12 protein-coding genes are annotated in these 19,155 nt (G+C 37.4%); 11 read left to right on the forward strand and 1 reads right to left on the reverse strand.

All coding sequences use genetic code 11. The annotated features are described in order from the left end of the window. The first annotated feature begins 113 nt into the window (after positions 1-113). Positions 114-248, forward strand: coding sequence for a hypothetical protein (locus tag B091_RS12910; RefSeq protein ID WP_280506247.1), 135 nt, complete (start codon positions 114-116; stop codon positions 246-248). A 239-nt stretch (positions 249-487) separates the two neighbouring features. On the opposite strand, the gene B091_RS0100005 is transcribed toward B091_RS12910, so the two are convergent. After that, positions 488-2,371, reverse strand: a complete 1,884-nt coding sequence (locus B091_RS0100005) for an amidophosphoribosyltransferase (RefSeq protein WP_018107942.1) — start codon at positions 2,369-2,371, stop codon at positions 488-490. Between the two features lie 580 nt (positions 2,372-2,951). Between B091_RS0100005 and B091_RS0100010 the strand changes: the two genes are divergently transcribed. The 10 genes from B091_RS0100010 to B091_RS11550 all read left to right on the forward strand — a co-directional run bounded on the left by B091_RS0100010 (position 2,952) and on the right by B091_RS11550 (position 19,153). Further along, complete coding sequence (locus tag B091_RS0100010) at positions 2,952-5,780, forward strand: triple tyrosine motif-containing protein (RefSeq protein WP_025069290.1); 2,829 nt, start codon at positions 2,952-2,954, stop codon at positions 5,778-5,780. A 215-nt stretch (positions 5,781-5,995) separates the two neighbouring features. Next, complete coding sequence (locus B091_RS0100015; protein ID WP_018107944.1) at positions 5,996-9,091, forward strand: SusC/RagA family TonB-linked outer membrane protein; 3,096 nt, start codon at positions 5,996-5,998, stop codon at positions 9,089-9,091. A gap of 11 nt (positions 9,092-9,102) precedes the next feature. Then, complete coding sequence (locus B091_RS0100020) at positions 9,103-10,638, forward strand: RagB/SusD family nutrient uptake outer membrane protein (RefSeq protein WP_018107945.1); 1,536 nt, start codon at positions 9,103-9,105, stop codon at positions 10,636-10,638. Between the two features lie 11 nt (positions 10,639-10,649). Then, positions 10,650-11,507, forward strand: coding sequence for a LamG domain-containing protein (locus B091_RS12275; protein WP_018107946.1), 858 nt, complete (start codon positions 10,650-10,652; stop codon positions 11,505-11,507). A gap of 4 nt (positions 11,508-11,511) precedes the next feature. Next, the gene (locus B091_RS0100030) at positions 11,512-13,164 is read left to right on the forward strand and encodes a glucoamylase family protein (RefSeq protein WP_018107947.1); all 1,653 of its coding nucleotides are present in this window, start codon (positions 11,512-11,514) and stop codon (positions 13,162-13,164) included. 94 nt (positions 13,165-13,258) lie between these two features. After that, a complete protein-coding gene (gene bglX, locus B091_RS0100035; protein WP_025069292.1) occupies positions 13,259-15,538 on the forward strand; it encodes a beta-glucosidase BglX in 2,280 nt (759 codons plus the stop codon). A gap of 12 nt (positions 15,539-15,550) precedes the next feature. Further along, on the forward strand, positions 15,551-16,891 hold the full coding sequence (locus B091_RS0100040; RefSeq protein WP_018107949.1) for a glucoamylase family protein: 1,341 nt from the start codon (positions 15,551-15,553) through the stop codon (positions 16,889-16,891). A 30-nt stretch (positions 16,892-16,921) separates the two neighbouring features. Then, positions 16,922-17,296 (forward strand): hypothetical protein, encoded by a 375-nt coding sequence (locus B091_RS12785; RefSeq protein ID WP_238319361.1) that lies wholly within the window; start codon positions 16,922-16,924, stop codon positions 17,294-17,296. Then, on the forward strand, positions 17,220-18,320 hold the full coding sequence (locus B091_RS11545) for a discoidin domain-containing protein (protein ID WP_238319362.1): 1,101 nt from the start codon (positions 17,220-17,222) through the stop codon (positions 18,318-18,320). Before B091_RS12785 ends, B091_RS11545 begins: the two co-directional genes overlap by 77 nt. 20 nt (positions 18,321-18,340) lie before the next feature. Further along, the gene (locus B091_RS11550) at positions 18,341-19,153 is read left to right on the forward strand and encodes a carboxylesterase family protein (protein ID WP_018107951.1); all 813 of its coding nucleotides are present in this window, start codon (positions 18,341-18,343) and stop codon (positions 19,151-19,153) included. The last annotated feature ends 2 nt before the right edge of the window (positions 19,154-19,155 follow it).

Raw genomic sequence — 19,155 nt, forward strand, 5'->3', positions numbered from 1 at the left:
TGTAATAGCCCCAGTTGTTCTAATCCCGCCTTATTGATGACCATTGAGCGCACAATAAATAGAGCTATTTGTGTCTGTATAGCTGCAATAACGATAATGTCGCTTAACTAGTTGTGCGAAAAAAGTTAGGAACTCCATACATTGAAATTTGGTATAGAAAGCAACGAAGGCATTCATACCTAGACTATCAAACTATTGAAGAGTTTAACAACCAATACAGAAAACAGAATATGAATAATGTCGCTTAACTATTTGTACAAGAAAGGTTAGGAACTCCATACGACCTATTCCAGTTCCTTACCTTCAGTCTCTTGAAGGAGGTGGTGAATATCTTCAAAATCCTGGTTACTAAACTAGTTGAATTCAATCTAATATATTTATAGCCCCATTGAGGGTATAAAATATAAATCAATAAAGGTGTTAGACTTATGTAAGTCTAACACCTTTATTGATTTTAGGATCTGAGTACCAGATATAATCAATTTAGTTATGAATTATACTCTTCTTCTATATACGACATAAAAGCTTGATTCACTCGTTTAACTCCACCAGGAGTAGGATAGTTGCCGCTAAAATACCAGTCACCTTTGTGGTTTGGACAGGCTTCATGCAATCCTTTCAAGGGCTGATAAACAATTTCTACAGCTGCTTTAGTTCCTCGTGGTTTTAGTAGTTCAGCTATTTTTGCAGCCACCTCTTCGTCAGAAAATGGAGCATAAATATCTTTTACATAATTGACCATCTTTTCCTTAGGGTAAATCAGTTGTGCTTTAGACTTCTGGTAAGCAGTAGTGATCACATGCTCCATTCCCTTTTCTTTGAGCAAGGTGATAGCTGCTTTAAAGGCTATGAATTCACTCATTCGTGACATATCTATTCCGTAATAGTCGGGATATCTCACCTGAGGGGAGGATGATACGATAACTATTTTCTTTGGTCCTAGGCGGTCAAGAATACTGATAATACTTTGTTTTAGTGTAGTACCTCGAACAATGCTGTCGTCAATGGCTACCAAATTATCAACTCCTCTAACGATACTTCCGTATGTTATGTCGTAAACATGTCCTACTAAGTCTTTGCGGCTATTGCCCTCTGCAATGAAGGTGCGTAACTTGATATCTTTTATGGCAACTTTCTCACTACGTATTCGGTGTGTTAAAATCTTCTCTAGCTCTTGTGTAGTCGGTGATGCTCCTAATTTGGCTATTTGTTTGGCTTTTAGTTTGTTTAGATAGTTTTCAAACCCTTGTAACATGCCGTAATACGCTACTTCAGCCGTATTGGGAATAAAAGAGAATACTGTATTGTCCAAGTCATAATTGATGGCTTTAAGAATATTGGGAACCAGCTTCTCGCCCAAAAGTTTACGCTCCTTATAGATATCTTGATCGCTACCACGGGAGAAATAAACCCGCTCGAATGAGCAAGCATTACTCTCTCTTGGTGAATTAATGCGTGAAGTGTGAACTTCTCCAACTTTACTGATGAGCAGTGCTTGTCCTGGCTCCAGCTCTTTTACTTGTTCTGCATTAACATTGAGTACAGTCTGTATAACAGGGCGCTCCGATGCGAGAACTACAATTTCATCATCTTGATACCAAAATGCAGGACGTATCCCCCAAGGATCTCGAACGGCAAAAGATTCGCCACTACCTGTTAAACCACATATCACATAACCTCCGTCCCAATGTTTGCTTGAGGATTGAAGCACATTCTCGAGCTTGATATGTTCTTCAATATAATTTGTTACCCCCATGCCGTGCATTCCTTCGGATTTGGCTTGGTTGTGAAGTCGTTCAACTTCTCGATCAAGACGGTGTCCAATCTGCTCTAATAAAATATATGTGTCGGCATACTTGCGTGGATGTTGACCAAATGAGGTAATATGATCGAATATCTCATCAACATTGGTCATATTAAAATTGCCACAAAGTGCTAAATTCTTAGCTCTCCAGTTATTTCTTCGTAGGAAAGGATGTACAAAGGATAACCCCGATCGACCTGTGGTTGAATAGCGCAAATGTCCCATATATGCCTCTCCAGCAAATGGGAGCGTTGATTTGGCGAATTCTACATCGTGCAATTGCTCTGGAGATATTCCCTTGTAATGACTCTGTATATTATCAAAAATCTCAGTGATTGCATTAGAACCCTCAGCTCTTTCGCGCGACATATACTCTTCGCCTAGAGCTGCCTCAAGCTTGACACAAGCTAGCCCAGCACCCTCTTGTCCTCGGTTATGCTGCTTTTCCATCAAAAGGTAAAGCTTGTTGAGGCCGTACATCCATGTGCCGTACTTCTTTTCATAATATTCCAAAGGTTTGAGTAAACGTATCATAGCTACGCCACATTCATGCTTAAGTTGTTCCATATTTATATTCTAAGTATTAAGATGCTATACTAACTCAAAAGTAACAAACGAAAAGACCCTAAAAAGTTAATTGTAAATCAACTCTTTAGGGTCTTAAATATCCTATTCTAAATAATGCGCACGTCCTTAGTTATACGGTCTGGATTCACTTCTAGTTTGTAGAAGATCCGCAGATGCTTTATAGCTATACCATAAGAAACGGCTCTATGCATATATATATTCTTTTTGCAGGGCTGTAAAGGTACGGTTTTATATTAAATATCTAAGCTCATTTGATGATTTTTTTATTGGACTTTCTATGCTACTATAGCTCCGATTAATTTATAAAGGTGTTGATTTAGCCTGTAATCAGAGGTTATCGATCACGACAAACAGTAAAGACGGCTTCAGAAATGCTTGATAAGAATAAATAGTTATTTCTAACAGATAATTCTGTGATGAAATCTGTATATTTGAAATGTAGTCGAAATTATATTGTAGTACTGGGTTCTGATTTAAATCTTACCTAGCCTTAAAAATATCTATATCTGCAGTAAATAGAATCTTTAATTGAAAAGATATTATTATGTTCTTCTTAACTATGAAACACCCCTTTAGATGTATTCTACCTTTTATTTTCTTGTTTAGTTTTGTCTCAATAGCTCTAAGTAGTAATCCTTTGGTGATTAATATTCCAAAAGAGACCTTTAAGGGCGATAATAAAAACTGGGCAATCGATCAAGATGAACGGGGCTATATTTATGTAGCTAATAATTCTGGACTATTACAATTCGATGGTGTTAGTTGGAAATCTTTCACTTTGCCTCAATCAACTATTGTACGATCTCTATACGTGAAAGATAATAGACAAATCTATACGGGCAGCTTTGAGGATTTTGGAGTTTGGACAAGATCGTGTGATGGCAGTTTAAGTTATCAATCCTTGCTTTCCGAAACAGATCGTAAAGAGCAACATAATAATGATTTCTGGAGAATACTTGAATTTGATAATAAAATCTATTTCCAATCATTCTCCAGTATCTTTATCTATGATGGAGTAAATTCCACACCCGTATCGTCTTCGCAAGGTTTTCTATTTTTGAGTAAAGTAGGCAATGAGCTCTATGTTCAAACCATGAATGGAGGCCTTAATCGGATTGTCGGGCAAGTTTTAGAAAAGCTAGAAGGGAGCGATTTTCTTAGTAATACCGATGTTCGAATTATATTGCCATACCCTAAAGGTTTACTCATTGGTACTTCTACACAAGGATTTTTTTCTTATGTAAATGGGGATTTTAAAGTTTTAGACAGTGGTTTTAAAACAGTTGCTAGAGCAAATCCGAATGTTGGTATTCTAGGTAAGAACGGTAATTACTATATTGGAACAATTTCTGATGGATTATTCCAACTCAATTCAAAAGGTGATATATTGGAACATATAAGCACTGAATTTGATTTGAAATCTAATACGATTTTATCTCTGTACCAAGACCAAATGAATGATGTTTGGTTAGGACTTGATGGAGGAATATCTTTGGTACGTGATCTTCCCGACTTTGATGTCTTTACAAATATCAATAGCGGGCTAGGTGCTATTTATGATGCTGTACTTTGGAAAGGATTCCTTTATTTAGCAACGAATCATCAAGTCTATGCTATAGCAATTAAAGATTTAGAAAAACCTCAAGTGAAGCGCGGTTGGATACCTTTAGAGGGGACCGAGGGTCAATCTTGGAGTTTCAAAGAGACTGATGGGCGGTTGCTAGTATTGAATAATAGTGGAGTTTATGAGATTCATTCTAACTTTCGTGTGACACGATTCACGGATTTAGAAGTGGGTGTGTACGATATGCTTCCTATCAATATTGATGGACAGGAATTACTTTTGTATGGAACTTATTTCAGGGTATGGAAATCTAATTTAGATGGACTTCAGTTAGAAGCTTTGGAAGATTTAAAAGAGCCTATATCCTTAATAGAAATGGATCATATAAATAATCTTTGGTTGGAGCATCCTCAAAAAGGTGTCTTTAGATGTCGATTCAATCGTGACTTATCAGGCTTTGAATCCATTAACCATTATGGTGGATCTAAAGGTTTACCTTATCGACTGCGTTTGTTCAAGGTCGGAGGGCGTGTTGAGCTTTATGGTGATGGGCAGTTTTTTTCTTATTATGAACAAACTGATAGTATTAGTTCCAATAAAATACTGGATGATGCACTGCAAGCATTTGATATATCTAAGGTTATACCTATAAAAGATAGCTACTTCTTTGGTTTAAGTCATAAGTCGGTAACTAAGTTTTATTACGATGGTTATCACGTTAAGATTATATCCAACCTTGAGTTATCACCGTTTTTGTTACCTATAACAGAATACGAAAATATTTCTATATTGAACGACTCGACTCAGTTGGTCTGTTTAGATAACGGATTTGGAATTTACAGAGACTCTTTAAGAGGTAAAGAATATGGTGACTCTCTTAAGAGTATCTTGCCCAAGCCTATGATCGAATCCATGATTGCTCGAAATTCAAACCACCCTGAGAGAAAGGTCTCTTGTATTAATTTATCAGAACCTATTTCTATTGCTCATACATTAAATTCCGTGAATTGGGTTGTGACTATTCCCAATCAATTCAATAAAAACCTTAAACTTAATTATAGGTTAAAAGGATTAAGTGATAGTTGGGTTATTTTAGAGAATTCTAATGAAATTCACTACGATCGTCTTCCTCCAGGTGAGTATCAGTTAGAGCTGAAAACCGTAGGTATATTAGGTGATGAATCGGCTATTAATAGTTTACCCTTCCATATCAATAAACCTTTTTATATTACTCCTACAGCTATAGTGCTATACATCTTGATTATAGGTTGTATGGGTTATCTTATTTGGAGGCTTATCTTAATTCGATATAGAAACATGCACCTTCGAAAAATTCGCCAAAGAGAAGTTCTACGATTGAGGTCTAAGGCTGAAAACTTAGAGAGTGAAGTGGAATCCAAGAATGCTGAGCTGATGACAATGACTTCTTTTATCGTTTCGAAGAATGAAGTCATTACCAAATTAAGGAGTCTAGCCTATGATTTTCAAACTAAAAACAATCTTAAATCTCTGGCACCTCTGATCCAACGAATGGATGCATTAATAAGTCAGTCGGTAAATCCTGAAGATGATTGGAAAATGTTCTTAATGAAGTTTGAAGCTAAGAATGCTAATTTCTTTACTAAACTCATGGAGTCGTATCCTGATCTGACAAGTTCTGATTTACGTTTATGTGCTTGTCTAAAACTTAACATGGATACCAAGGAGATTGCTTCGTTGATGGATGCATCTATTCGCTCAATTGAGAATAGAAGATATCGCTTGAGAAAGAAAATGGGTCTATCGGCTGAACAAAACCTAAACGAATTCTTAATTCTAGTATAGCTTCAAAGTGTTTATTATTAGTGTTTAGTAGTGCTTTGAGTACTGATAGTGAGGTTACTTTAAAGTTAAAAAACGGGCTTGTGAGTTTTTCATGAGTCCGTTTTTTAGTATTCTATAAATCTAGTTGATATACTTGTGTTTGATATCGATAAATTGTCTTATGATGATAATATTTAAGCAAAGGTATCTTGTGTAATCATAAATTAAATTTAATCATGAAAAAAGAACTTAGAAAAAATGATTCTAAAAGGAAGGGAAGAATATCCTTCTTTCTGAATTTTTTATTCCTTTCAAGTGCTTTTATATTTGGATTTGGTCTTGATGCTTCAGCTCAGAGCAACTCTTATATTAAGGGAACTGTATTTGATGAGTTTCAAGAACCTCTAATTGGTGTAAACGTAGTTGTAAAAGGTAAGAATACAGGAGTATTAACCGATTTAGATGGAAACTTCTCTGTTAATGCACAGAAAGGAGATGTTCTCATCTTTTCCTATTTAGGGATGAACACTGTAGAAAAAGAAGTGCGAAACTCTGATCGAATAGATATAGTACTTCAAGAGAACACTGTTTTACTTGCTGAAACTGTCGTTATCGGCTATGGTTCTGCTAAGAAGCGTGATCTAACAGGTTCAATTGTTAGTGTTGACGCTAAAGAAATTAGTAATCGTTCCGCGACAAACCCTGCTGCAAGTTTACAAGGTAAAATTGCAGGTTTACAAGTTATTAATACTGGTCGTCCTGGTCAAGATCCTGAAATTAGAATACGAGGAACAAACTCTATTAATGGCCATAAACCTCTTTATGTGGTAGATGGTCTTTTTACGGATAATATCAGTAACATAAATGCTGCCGACATTGAAAGAATGGAGATTCTAAAAGATGCTTCTTCGCTAGCTGTATTTGGTATTGCTGGAGCTAATGGTGTTATCATTGTAACTACTAAGAAAGCAAAAGCAGGATCTACTAATATTAATATAAACTCATCTGTAGGTATTAAGCATGTTGCTGATAAGATTAAGTTGACTAATGGAGCAGAATTCAAGCAATTGTATAATGAGCAATTAATCAATCAGGGAGCTATGCCTTTTGATTATACAAACTGGAATGCTAATACTGACTGGCAAGATGCAATTTTTCAAGATGCATTAATCTCTCAAAACAATGTGAGTATATCAAGTGCAAATGAAAAGGGGAGACACTACATGAGTGTGGGGTACGATCATGAGCAAGGATCTATCAAAAAGGAAAAGATGTCTCGTGTTACCATCAATTTAAAAAGTGATTTTGATGTCACGGATAAACTTCGCTTTGGATTTCAGTTTAATGGTAGTCGTGTGCTCCCTGCAGATGCTAAAGGTGTAAACGGTGCTCTAAGGGCAGCTCCAATAGCTCCTAAATACGGAGTGGCTGTAAATAACATGGGTATTGAAGAACGCTTACCACATATTATGCCAAACTTTCAACGTGCTCAAGTTTGGAACCCTCTGTTAGACGTTGAGAGTTGGGCAAATCACAATAAAGCGGCAAACTATAGAGGTGCTGGTAATATCTACGGGGAGTTGGATTTTTTAAAGTACTTCAACTTTAAAGCGACTTTCTCTTATGATTTCGGTAGTTATAATAATCGTCAGTTTATGCCGATGGCTCGTATGTATAACCCAGAGCTTAAAGGAGCTGAAAATCTATCCGATAGAGAAGCTATCCTTCAGGCAAAAAGCACAGATATTACAGCAATTAGCGATTATATCTTAAACTTCAAGAATGACTTTGGAAAACATTCTATAAATGCTACTGCTGGTATTACGACTCGTTATAATGAGAATTCTGGTATAAATGTAGAGCGTAGCCAACACGTGGATAATATTATTTTTCCGATACCAGATAATGATCCTGATAAGTGGTGGATTAGTTCTCTAGGGAACAATGCTATGAAGAATGGTGGCAATCAATGGAAGAAGTTTACGCTTTCTTACTTATTGCGTGGAATTTATAGTTATGACAATAAATATCTATTAAATGTTTCTTACCGTCGAGATGGTTCATCAGTCTTTAGAGGTTCAGGCAAGACTTGGGGGAATTTCTATTCCTTTGGTGGTGGTTGGGTTCTTTCTCAAGAAAGCTTTATGGAGAATGTTTCATTTATCAACTTTTTAAAGCTAAAAGGTTCTTGGGGTGTTCTAGGATCTGATGCTGTTGGTGGTCGGAGATATCCTACATATCCATCTTTAGTACCTGGTCCGAGTGCTGTATTTGGCGATAATATTATACCAAGTTATAATGAAGATTACTTAGTTTCTCAGTATGGTTCTAAACAACTTGGTTGGGAAAAGACCTACTCATGGGAAGTTGGTTTTGATATGACTATGTTCGGAGAACGACTACGTATTGAACCTACTTACTATCACAAAGAAACTCGTGATATTATCTTGCTACAACAAGGGCAGATGGGTGCGCAAAACTCATTAGTTAATAATGGAACAGTTCGTAACCGTGGATTCGAGATTGCAGCTTCTTGGCGAGATGAAATTGGTTCTACTGGTGTAGAATATAATTTAGGTGCCAATCTTACTACGATCAATAATAAAGTGTTGAAGATTGGTGGAGACAAAGACTTTAGACAAATCACAAATGTTTCTGTGACTCAGGCTGGTTATCCTATTGGTTATTTTTATGGCTATAATGTAGTAGGGGTTTACCAAAACAACGAAGATATAAGTTCTTCACCAACTAATACTTTGGGTACTGTAAAGCCAGGTGATCTAAAGTTTGAAGATGTAACAAAGGATGGTAAAATAACTACTGCTGATAGAACAATGATTGGTGATCCAACTCCTGATTTTACATACGGATTTAATCTAGGCTTAGCTTATAAAGGCTTCGACCTTTCAGTTGATATGATGGGAGTTTACGGTAATGATATTTATCGTAATTGGGGTAACTCTCAATTTGCGCAATATAATTATCGAGAAGCAAACCTTGGACGCTGGTCGGGTGAGGGTACTTCGAACTGGGAACCTATACTAGACCCCTCTAGATCTATTAACTATGAGGCCTCTAGCTATTTTATAGAAGATGGTAGTTTCTTTAGAATCAAAAACATCCAATTAGGCTACTCATTAACTCCATCCGTACTGCAAAAGATTCGTCTTAAATCATTACGCTTTTATATCAATATGGATAATGTGAAGACTTGGAGTAAAAATTCAGGATATACTCCAGAAGTGGGAGGTTCGTCTGTTGAGTTTGGAGTGGATAATGGAACCTATCCTATGCCATCAATTTATTCATTAGGATTTAATCTAACTTTCTAAAACGAAGACTTATGAAACGAAATATAATTAAAACAATAAATATAGCTCTACTATTAGTGGGAGCAATAACTGGAAGTTCTTGTTCTGACTTACTGGATCAAAAGCCTCAAGGAGAGTGGAACGTAAATGACCAGAAAGGATCCTTCGAAGGTCAGGTTTTTGCTATCTATGGGTTGATGAGAGATTTTTCAGTAACTAGTGGTACTCCAGCACTGGCAATTCACAATTTCCGTTCGGAAGATGCTGAAAAAGGTAGTACCAAGGGTGATGGAGAGGTGAATGCCAAGATGTACGATGATTTTGAGTATTCTGCAACTAATGGGCTGATTGCATCCTATTGGACTGGTAACTATAATATTATACACAAGTCAAACACTCTGCTTAGTGATATAAAGACCGAAGAAGAAAAAGGTGAACTATCTGTAGATAACAAAAGAAGTAAGGCTGAAGCAATGTTTTTTAGGTCATTTGCTTATTTCAATCTTGTACGTGCTTTTGGTGAAGTGCCTTTGATTACTTTTAAGTTGGACCAAGCTGAGGATGCTAATGTCCCTAAGTCAAAGGTAGAAGATATTTATGCTTTGATCGATAGTGATTTGGATTTTGCTGCAGAGAACTTGCCAACTCAGTGGGGACAGATATATATTGGTCGATTGACTTCAGGTGCTGCAAATGCACTTCATGCACGTGCTCATATGACTCGTAACGATTGGGCTAATACACATAAGTATGCTAGTGCGGTAATAAATAGCGGCATGTACAATCTCAACACACCATTTGATGTGATATTTAGAGAGAAAGGCGAAAATTCTTCTGAATCTGTATTTGAAATTCAGTGTACTGCTACGGCTTCTCAACCAGATGACGATAAAATTGGTAGCAAGTTTGCTCTTGTGCAAGGTGTTCGTGGTGCTGGTCAGTTTGACTTAGGTTGGGGGTGGCATACGCCAACTGATATTCTAGCATCCGCATTTGAGAAGAATGATCCTCGAAAAGACGAAACACTCCTCTACTTTGCTAAAACTGCTGCTGAGGCTGCTACCATGAAGCCAAATAAACCTTATGGTGAAGTTCCAATTGCTCAAACTGATGTTGTAAATAACTATTATAACAAAAAAGCTTATACAGATCCAGCTCTTAGAGCTAAGTATACTCGCTATGGTGCATGGTTTAATATTCGTATTATTCGTTATTCTGATGTATTATTAATGGCGGCTGAAGCTGCAAATGAGTTGGGTAACGTTAGTCAGGCTAGCGGACTTATCGAACAAGTCAGAGCAAGAGCTCGAGGAAATAATCCTAATGTTCTTCCTCTTATTAATACTACTGATCAATCTTTAATGCGTGAGCATATTCGCCATGAAAGAAGAATTGAATTGGCTATGGAATGGGATAGATTTTATGATTTAGTGCGTTGGGGAATTGCCAAAGAGGTACTTCACGCAGCTGGAAAAGTAAATTACCAAGATAAGCATGCTTACCTACCTATTCCTCAGTCTCAAATCGATAACTCTGAGGGTATATTAGTTCAAAATCCTAACTATTAATCTGATCAAATATGAAAGCATTTAAATATATTTTAGGCCTTAGCTTGCTACTTTCTTTGCAGTCTTGTTTTCAAGATATGGATCGTCCAGGGTTCGATTACCCAAAGGGAAAACCCGATCCTTCAATGGAGGATTATAATAGCCAGAAGCTTAAACTTGATTTTAATACTGGGAAATTTATAGATGAGAGTACTTATCAGTTTACGGTTAGCCCAAAGGGCGTAGCTTCAATAATTCCTGATGGTGGGCTTACTGAGTATGCCTACCAAGGAGGTGATGAGAGTTATATGTTGATTACTCCACATATAGCGATTAAAGATGAAATGCTAGATGCTTTATCTAGTATGCAGAGCCTCAGTTTTACAGCTTGGCTTAACAGTCCTAAGAATGATGGTGCTACAGGGTTAATCTCTTTGCCAAACACAAAGAGTTTTTGGGGAAATTTTGAAGTCTTCTTTGACAATAACGGTTCTCAAACTGAAGCTTTGATGAAAGTTCACCTTTGGAAGAAAAAAGAATCAGGACTTGAAGATGTTTGGACGGAATTGCGTTTGCCTGATTTCTTTAATAGCGGTTGGCAGCACTTAGCTATTACGTACGATCACACTACCTCATCTCTTGCTGTATGGCATAATGGTGCTAAAGTTCACGAGGTTGTATTTGAAGGACTAGGTGCTTTGTATCTCGAAGATTTAGGTGAAGCTTTTGTAATAGGAGCTAATCAGTTTCAGACGATACCTAGTTTAACTTCTGGCGCATCCAAACAGGATTGGGCTAGTTATTACAAAGGTTTATTTGATGGTATTAATCTTTATGATAGAGCATTAACAGCCGATGAAATAACGAATTTATTTACCAATAAACTTTAATAGTATGAAGTATATTAATCTTAGTTTAGCTTTACTCTTTGGGTTGTTTGCTTCTTCTTGTACTGATAATGATGGCCAAAAATACTTATCGGATACAAGTTTTAAGCTTGAGAATGTACAGGTTGAAGATCAGGTTAGTCTGGTTGAATTGGTAAATGTTAATCCTGAAGGTACGATCAATTTATTGTTTTCTGAAGCAATAAATGAAATGACTACTTCTAAGGGGATCTCTCTCTTAGATGCTAAAGACAAGAAGGTTTCACTCGATATTGCTTATTCAGAAGATACTAAAACAATCATACTACTGCCTCGTAAGGCTTTAGCTGTTCACTCTTCTTATCGATTAGTTGTGCAACCTACAATTCAATCTAAAAGTGGTAATAATCTATTTTCAGGTAAGGTTGTTAAAATTGCAACTGGTGAGATGATCTCTGACAAGTTTCCTCGTATTACTGACGACGAGCTTCTTAATTTAGTTCAAGAGAATACGTTTAAATATTTCTGGGACTATGCACACCCTACATCAGGGATGTCAAGAGAGCGTATATCAACTCCTGATATCGTAACTACTGGTGGAACTGGTTTTGGTGTTATGGCTATGATTTCGGCAGTTGAACGTGGATTTATTACTCGTCAAGAAGCTGCGGTGAAGGTTAACCAAATCGCCTCTTTCTTAAATAATAAGGCTGATAAGTTTCATGGTGCTTTTTCGCATTGGATTGATGGTAACACAGGTAATACACTTCCTTTTAGCGAGTTTGATAATGGAGCTGACCTTGTTGAGACAGCACTTTTATTTCAAGGGTTGCTGAGTGCTCGTGCTTATTTTGATAGTAATGTAGCAGAGGAGGTTCAATTAAGAGCCGACATTACAAATATGTGGGAAGCAATTGATTGGAACTTCTTTACCAGAGGTGAAAACATTCTTTATTGGCATTGGAGTCCTACAGATGAGTGGAAGATGAATCTTCCTATTCGTGGTTGGAATGAATCACTAATTGTTTATGTTTTGGCTGCTTCTTCACCCACTCACCCTATAAGTGCTGATGTCTATCATCAAGGTTGGGCAAGTGGTCCTGCGTTTATTAATGGTAGTGAAAATTACGGAATAAAGTTACCTCTAGGTCCCAAATTAGGGGGACCACTATTTTTTAGCCATTACTCATTCTTAGGATTAGATCCAAACAAGTTGGCCGATCAGTATGCTAATTACTTTGAGCAAAATAAGGCTCAAACTTTAGTGAATCGTGCGTATGTTATTCAAAATCCAAATGGTTACAAAGGGTATAGTCAGAACTCTTGGGGATTAACAGCTGGAGATGGTAATAAAGGTTATTCTGCGTTTTCTCCCACAAATGACGAGGGTGTAATAACTCTAACAGCTGCGCTGTCTTCCATAATCTATACTCCTGAAGAATCGCTGGATGCTTTGCGTTATTTTTATTATAAAATGGGAGATAAACTTTGGAGCAATCTAGGCTTCATTGATGGTTTTAACTTGACCGCCAATTGGTATGCTACTGATTATATAGCTATCAATCAAGGGCCAATCATAATCTCTATAGAGAACTATAGATCTAAACTTATTTGGAACAATTTCATGCAGATAGATGAAGTTCAGAAGGGGCTCCAAAGACTTGGCTTTACAGGTTTTTAATAGCTGAAAATTAATTTGTAATCATAGATATATACTTCCCTGACCTATAATATTTATAGGTCAGTAGGGAAGTTCATTGTAAAAATATTAAGATATGAGAAAATCATTAATCGTACTTTTTAGTCTGTTTTCCCTGACATTATGGGCTCAGACTGATGTTAGTAAAATGAATGGCTTTATTGATGAGCTGATGTCCAGAATGACTTTAGCCGAAAAGCTTGGACAATTAAACTTGCCTGCAGCAGGTGATATTGTTACTGGTCAGGCTAAAAGCTCTAATTTCGCTACAAATATTCGTCAGGGTAAAGTAGGGGGATTGTTCAATATTAAGGGAGTTGATAAAATTAAAGATGTCCAGCGTATCGCTGTAGATGAGAGTCGCTTAGGCATTCCTCTATTATTTGCCATGGATGTGATTCATGGTTATGAAACGGTCTTTCCAATACCTTTGGGGTTGGCTGCAACTTGGAATATGGATGCTGTTGAGCGTGTAGCTCGAATTTCAGCCATCGAAGCTAGTGCTGACGGTATAAGTTGGACTTTTAGTCCGATGGCAGATGTGTCGAGAGATCCACGCTGGGGCCGAGTATCTGAAGGTGCTGGTGAAGATGCTTATATGAATGCTGAGGTAACAAGAGCAATGGTATATGGGTATCAGGGCAGGGGTGATCAACGCTTTGCCAATAATAATCAAATCATGGCTTGTATTAAGCATTATGCACTCTATGGAGCTTCTGAAGCGGGTAGAGATTACAATACAGTTGATATGAGTCGCCAACGTATGTTCAACGAGTATATGTTGCCTTATCAAGCAGCTGTTGAGGCTGGTGTTGGTAGTGTAATGGCATCATTTAATGAGGTTGACGGCATACCTGCTACAGCTAATAAATGGCTAATGACAGATGTGTTGCGTGACCAGTGGGGTTTTAAAGGATTTGTTGTAACTGATTATACAGGTATCAATGAAATGGTTGATCACGGTATTGGCGATTTACAAGCAGTTTCTGCTCGTGCTTTAAAAGCTGGGGTAGATATGGATATGGTTGGTGAAGGTTTTCTGACAACGCTAAAAAAGTCTTATGATGAAGGTAAAGTATCGGAAAATGATATAAATACAGCATGTAGAAGAGTTTTAGAAGCAAAATATAAGTTGGGGTTATTTGAAGATCCTTATCGTTTCATTGATACCAAAAGAGCAAAGAAACTGATATATGCAAAAAGTCATCGTCAAGAGGCAAGAGCAATTTCGGCTGAGAGTTTTGTCTTATTAAAGAATGAGGGTCAGGTACTTCCTTTGTCTAAGAATACCAAAATAGCTGTAGTTGGTCCTTTGGCCAATACGCGTTCAAACATGCCTGGTACTTGGAGCGTTGCTGCTCGTTTAGATGTTCCTGCAACTCTTGTTGAAGGTATTAAAGACGTTGCTGGGAAAAAGGCTGAAGTGTACTATGCTAAGGGTAGCAATCTAACACAAGATGCTGAATTAGAAAAACGTGCAACCATGTTTGGTCGTGAACTCTTTAGAGATGATCGCACAGATAGAGAATTACTTGATGAGGCTTTGGCAGTAGCTAAAGAATCGGATGTAATCATAGCTGCTTTGGGTGAATCTTCGGAGTTTAGCGGTGAATCTAGTAGTCGTACAGATCTTGATATTCCTGATGTTCAAAAGGAATTGCTCAAAGAGCTTTTAGCTACAGGAAAGCCTGTAGTGTTGGTTCTATTTGCAGGACGTCCGCTAACTCTTTCATGGGAGGCAGAACATGTTCCATCTATTCTGAATGTTTGGTTTGGAGGAACAGAATCTGCATATGCAATTGCGGATGTATTATTTGGCGATGTTAACCCTAGCGGCAAATTACCGTCTACTTTTCCTCGAAATGTAGGACAAATACCAATCTTTTATAATCATAAAAACACAGGACGTCCTTTGGTTGGACCTTGGTTTGAAAAGTTCCGTTCAAATTATATCGACGTACCGAATACACCTCTATACCCATTTGGATATGGTCTAAGCTATACTCAGTTTGAGTATTCTGATATCAAATTGAGTACAGACAAAATGACTGATAATGGTAAAATTATTGCTTCAGTAGATGTAACTAATACAGGCTCAGTAGAAGGGAAAGAGGTTGTACAATTGTACATTAGAGATGTTGTCGGATCTACTACTCGCCCTGTCAAAGAACTCAAGGGCTTCAAAAAACTCAGTATTAAGCCAGGTGAAATTATAACTGTTGATTTTGAGATTACTCCCGAAATGTTAAAGTTCTACAACTACGATTTAGAGTTTGTTATTGAACCTGGTGACTTTGAGATTTTTATTGGTACTAATAGTGTGGAAAACAAATTAGCAAAGTTTGTTTACGAATAATATAGGCAGATAATGTTGAAAAAATATAAGGTAATTGTTGCGTTGCTTACGCTTTCTCTAATCACTTTTACGGGTTGTAAAAGCAAGGAGGGAAATAAAGAGTTGGACACAGAAGATATTGAGATGCTTGATAAAGTGCAATATCACACGTTTCAATATTTCTGGGATGGTGCAGAACCCATTAGTGGGCTGGCGCGTGAGCGTTATCATATCGATGGAGTATATCCTCAGGATGATGAGAATGTAGTAACCTCGGGAGGTGGAGGATTTGGGTTGATGAATCTTCTCGTCGGTATAGAGCGAGGTTATATTACTCGTGAGGAGGGAATTGACAAGCTTACTCAAATTGTGGGTTTTCTTGAGAGTGCTGATAAATTCCATGGTGCATATCCACATTGGTGGTTTGGTGAGACTGGAAAAGTTAAGCCCTTTAGTAAATACGATGATGGAGGCGATTTAGTTGAGACCGCTTTCATGGCTCAAGGATTATTGACTGTTCATCAGTATTTAATTCAGGGAAACGATAGCGAAAAAGATCTAGCTGCACGTATTGATAAGCTTTGGAAAGAGATCGAGTGGGATTTTTATACACGTGGTGAGAATGTTCTTTATTGGCATTGGAGCCCAACACATGAGTGGGCAATGAATTTTCCTGTGCGTGGGTATAACGAGTGTCTTGTAATGTATGTTTTAGCTGCAGGTTCGCCAACTCACGGAGTTTCTCCAGAGGTATATCACGAAGGTTGGGCTGAAAATGGTGCAATTTCTAAACCACATATTGAAGAAGGAATTCCACTTCAACTCCGCTATCAGAGTGAGAAAGCTGGTCCAATGTTTTGGGCCCACTATTCTTTTTTAGGTCTTGATCCTAGAGGATTGAAAGATCAATATGCTGACTATTTCCAAGAAATGACTAACTACACTTTGATAAATAGAGCCTATTGCATTCGTAACCCGAAAGGTTATGAGGGTTATGGTGAAAATAGCTGGGGCTTAACCGCTAGTTACTCTGTTAATGGGTATGATGCCCATTCTCCAGTTGAAAGTAGGGACCATGGAGTGATTACTCCTACTGCAGCCTTATCATCTATAGTTTATACTCCTGAGGAGTCTATGGATGTGATGCGCCACTTGTATGCTAATAGACATCAGTATTGGGGTAAGTTTGGTTTTATCGATGCCTATAGTGATACCGAAAAATGGTATCCACAAGTTTACCTAGCTATTGATCAAGGTCCTATAGGTGCTATGATTGAGAACTATCGTACAGGGTTTCTTTGGGACCTTTTTATGAGTCATCCTGATGTTCAAAATGGATTGACTAAATTAGGGTTTGAATCGCCACATTTATAATAATTGGTACGAATCATAATCTGTTATAGTATGAAAATATTTAGATCTTTTGTATTCATAATACTACTGGCTATTGGAACAACAGTATGTGCTCAACAAAGCACATACTGCAATCCTATAAATGTGGATTATGGATATTGCCCAATACCCAATTTTACGGAGTGGGGTAAACATAGAACTTCAGCCGATCCTGTTATTGTAAACTATAAAGGGGATTACTACCTTTTTGGGACAAATCAAAGTGGGTATTGGTGGAGTAGTGATTTGTCAAATTGGACTTTTGTATCGAGGGTGTTTTTAACTGATGAAGCTGTTGAAAAAACTCCCAATGAATGGGATGATCTTTGTGCGCCAGCAGCATGGGTTCAAGGAGATTCATCTACAATGGGGTGGCCCAGGAACTGAATTTAGCCACTATGCCGACGGATATGCTGTTTCTGACTCTCCACTAGGAGAGTTTAAACATGCTTCACTTCCATTAAGTATGAAGGCAGGTGGTTTTATACGAGGTGCCGGTCATGGTGCTACTTTCCAAGATAGCTGGAACAATTACTGGCATACCTCAACAATGGTTATAAATACAAAAAACAACTTCGAAAGGCGTATTGGTCTGTGGCCTGCAGGTTTTGATGAAGATGATAAGATGTATTGTAATACTGCTTTTGGAGATTATCCTCATTACTTGCCAAATGGAGAGACCAATCATATAGAAAGCAGATTTACAGGTTGGATGCTTTTAAATTACAATAAACCAGTACAAGTATCGTCAACTTTAGGGGCATTCTCTGCAAATAAGATTGTAGATGAGGATATTAAAACCTATTGGTCTGCCAAAACAAGTAATGAAGGAGAGTGGCTCATTTCAGATTTAGGAGAGCTATCAACAGTATGTGCTATTCAAATAAATTATGCAGATCAAGATGCTGACTTTATGGGTAAGATGTTGGATAAATATCACCAATATCAAGTGTATTACTCTATAGATGGTAAAAAGTGGCATTTGTTAATCGACAAAAGTAAAAACAAGAGTGATGTCCCTCATGATTATATAGAATTATCTTCTCCAATTAAGGCTCGGTATGTTAAATTAGTCAATTTACACATGCCAACGGGTAAGTTTGCAATCTCAGGTTTTCGTATATTTGGAAAAGGAAATGGGGAGAAACCAAGGGTTGTTGAACAATTTATAGTCTTGAGGACGGAGACTGATAAGCGTAGTGGGTGGCTAAAATGGAAACCTGTTGATAATGCTTACGCATATAATATTTATATCGGTACAGAACCCGATAAACTTTATAGTAGTGTGATGGTTCATAATACCAATGAATATTATTATAAGGGCATGGATAGGACACAACCGTATTATTTTGCTATTGAAGCTATAAATGAAAATGGTACATCTCAATGGACTAGAGCAAGAGCTTTATAAAATATTAAAACCGTCAATATATGAAAACCAAATTTCTACTATCTCTTTTACTCCTATATAATGTAGCCGTAGGGAGTGCACAGACTATAGAGTCAACATCGTATATGGTACAGGGAAATACAATTTCTTACCAAGTAATATATCCAGAAAACTACGATTCTAATAAGGAATATCCATTGCTTCTATTCTTGCATGGTGCAGGGGAGCGAGGAGAGGATAATAAAGCACAACTGACACATGGAAAAAGTTTCCTGATTGATAATTTCCATTCTAGCTATCCTGCAATTGTTATTGTTCCACAATGTCCTTCAAGTTCCTATTGGAGTAGTGTTGAACGTGCTACGCATAATGACCAAATCACTTTTGATTTTAATGTTGTAGAAGAGCCAACAACGGCAATGAGTACTCTGATGCATTTAGTACAGCATTGGCTCAACTCTGGATACATAGATAGAAGTCGGGTATATGTCGGCGGCCTCTCTATGGGAGGAATGGGAACGTATGAATTGGTTTGGAGAATGCCTGGTGTTTTTGCAGCTGCATTCCCTATTTGTGGCGGTGCGAATATTGATAAATTATTAAAAAACAATAAGCATACCGCATTTTGGATTTTTCATGGTTCAGACGATAATATAGTTCCTGCTGAGTTTTCAAGAGAAATTTTTAAAGCTTTGAAGAAAAAGGGAACAGATGTGAAGTATACAGAGTATCCTGGTGTTAATCACGGGAGTTGGAACAATGCTTTTAAACAGACGGGTTTAGCCTCTTGGCTGTTTCAGCATATAAATAAACTATACTTGATAAAGACACCCTCTGATAAAGTGTGTAAGTAATA

The organism is Bacteroides propionicifaciens DSM 19291 = JCM 14649 (assembly GCF_000375405.1).
GTDB lineage: Bacteria > Bacteroidota > Bacteroidia > Bacteroidales > Bacteroidaceae > Bacteroides_E > Bacteroides_E propionicifaciens.

Bases quoted from the DNA above. Each gene is read 5' to 3' on its own strand.
- B091_RS0100005 (WP_018107942.1), bottom strand. From the start codon at position 2,371: ATGGAACAACTTAAGCATGAATGTGGCGTAGCTATGATACGTTTACTC.
- B091_RS0100010 (WP_025069290.1), top strand. From the start codon at position 2,952: ATGAAACACCCCTTTAGATGTATTCTACCTTTTATTTTCTTGTTTAGT.
- B091_RS0100015 (WP_018107944.1), top strand. From the start codon at position 5,996: ATGAAAAAAGAACTTAGAAAAAATGATTCTAAAAGGAAGGGAAGAATA.
- B091_RS0100020 (WP_018107945.1), top strand. From the start codon at position 9,103: ATGAAACGAAATATAATTAAAACAATAAATATAGCTCTACTATTAGTG.
- B091_RS12275 (WP_018107946.1), top strand. From the start codon at position 10,650: ATGAAAGCATTTAAATATATTTTAGGCCTTAGCTTGCTACTTTCTTTG.
- B091_RS0100030 (WP_018107947.1), top strand. From the start codon at position 11,512: ATGAAGTATATTAATCTTAGTTTAGCTTTACTCTTTGGGTTGTTTGCT.
- bglX (WP_025069292.1), top strand. From the start codon at position 13,259: ATGAGAAAATCATTAATCGTACTTTTTAGTCTGTTTTCCCTGACATTA.
- B091_RS0100040 (WP_018107949.1), top strand. From the start codon at position 15,551: ATGTTGAAAAAATATAAGGTAATTGTTGCGTTGCTTACGCTTTCTCTA.
- B091_RS12785 (WP_238319361.1), top strand. From the start codon at position 16,922: ATGAAAATATTTAGATCTTTTGTATTCATAATACTACTGGCTATTGGA.
- B091_RS11545 (WP_238319362.1), top strand. From the start codon at position 17,220: ATGAATGGGATGATCTTTGTGCGCCAGCAGCATGGGTTCAAGGAGATT.
- B091_RS11550 (WP_018107951.1), top strand. From the start codon at position 18,341: ATGAAAACCAAATTTCTACTATCTCTTTTACTCCTATATAATGTAGCC.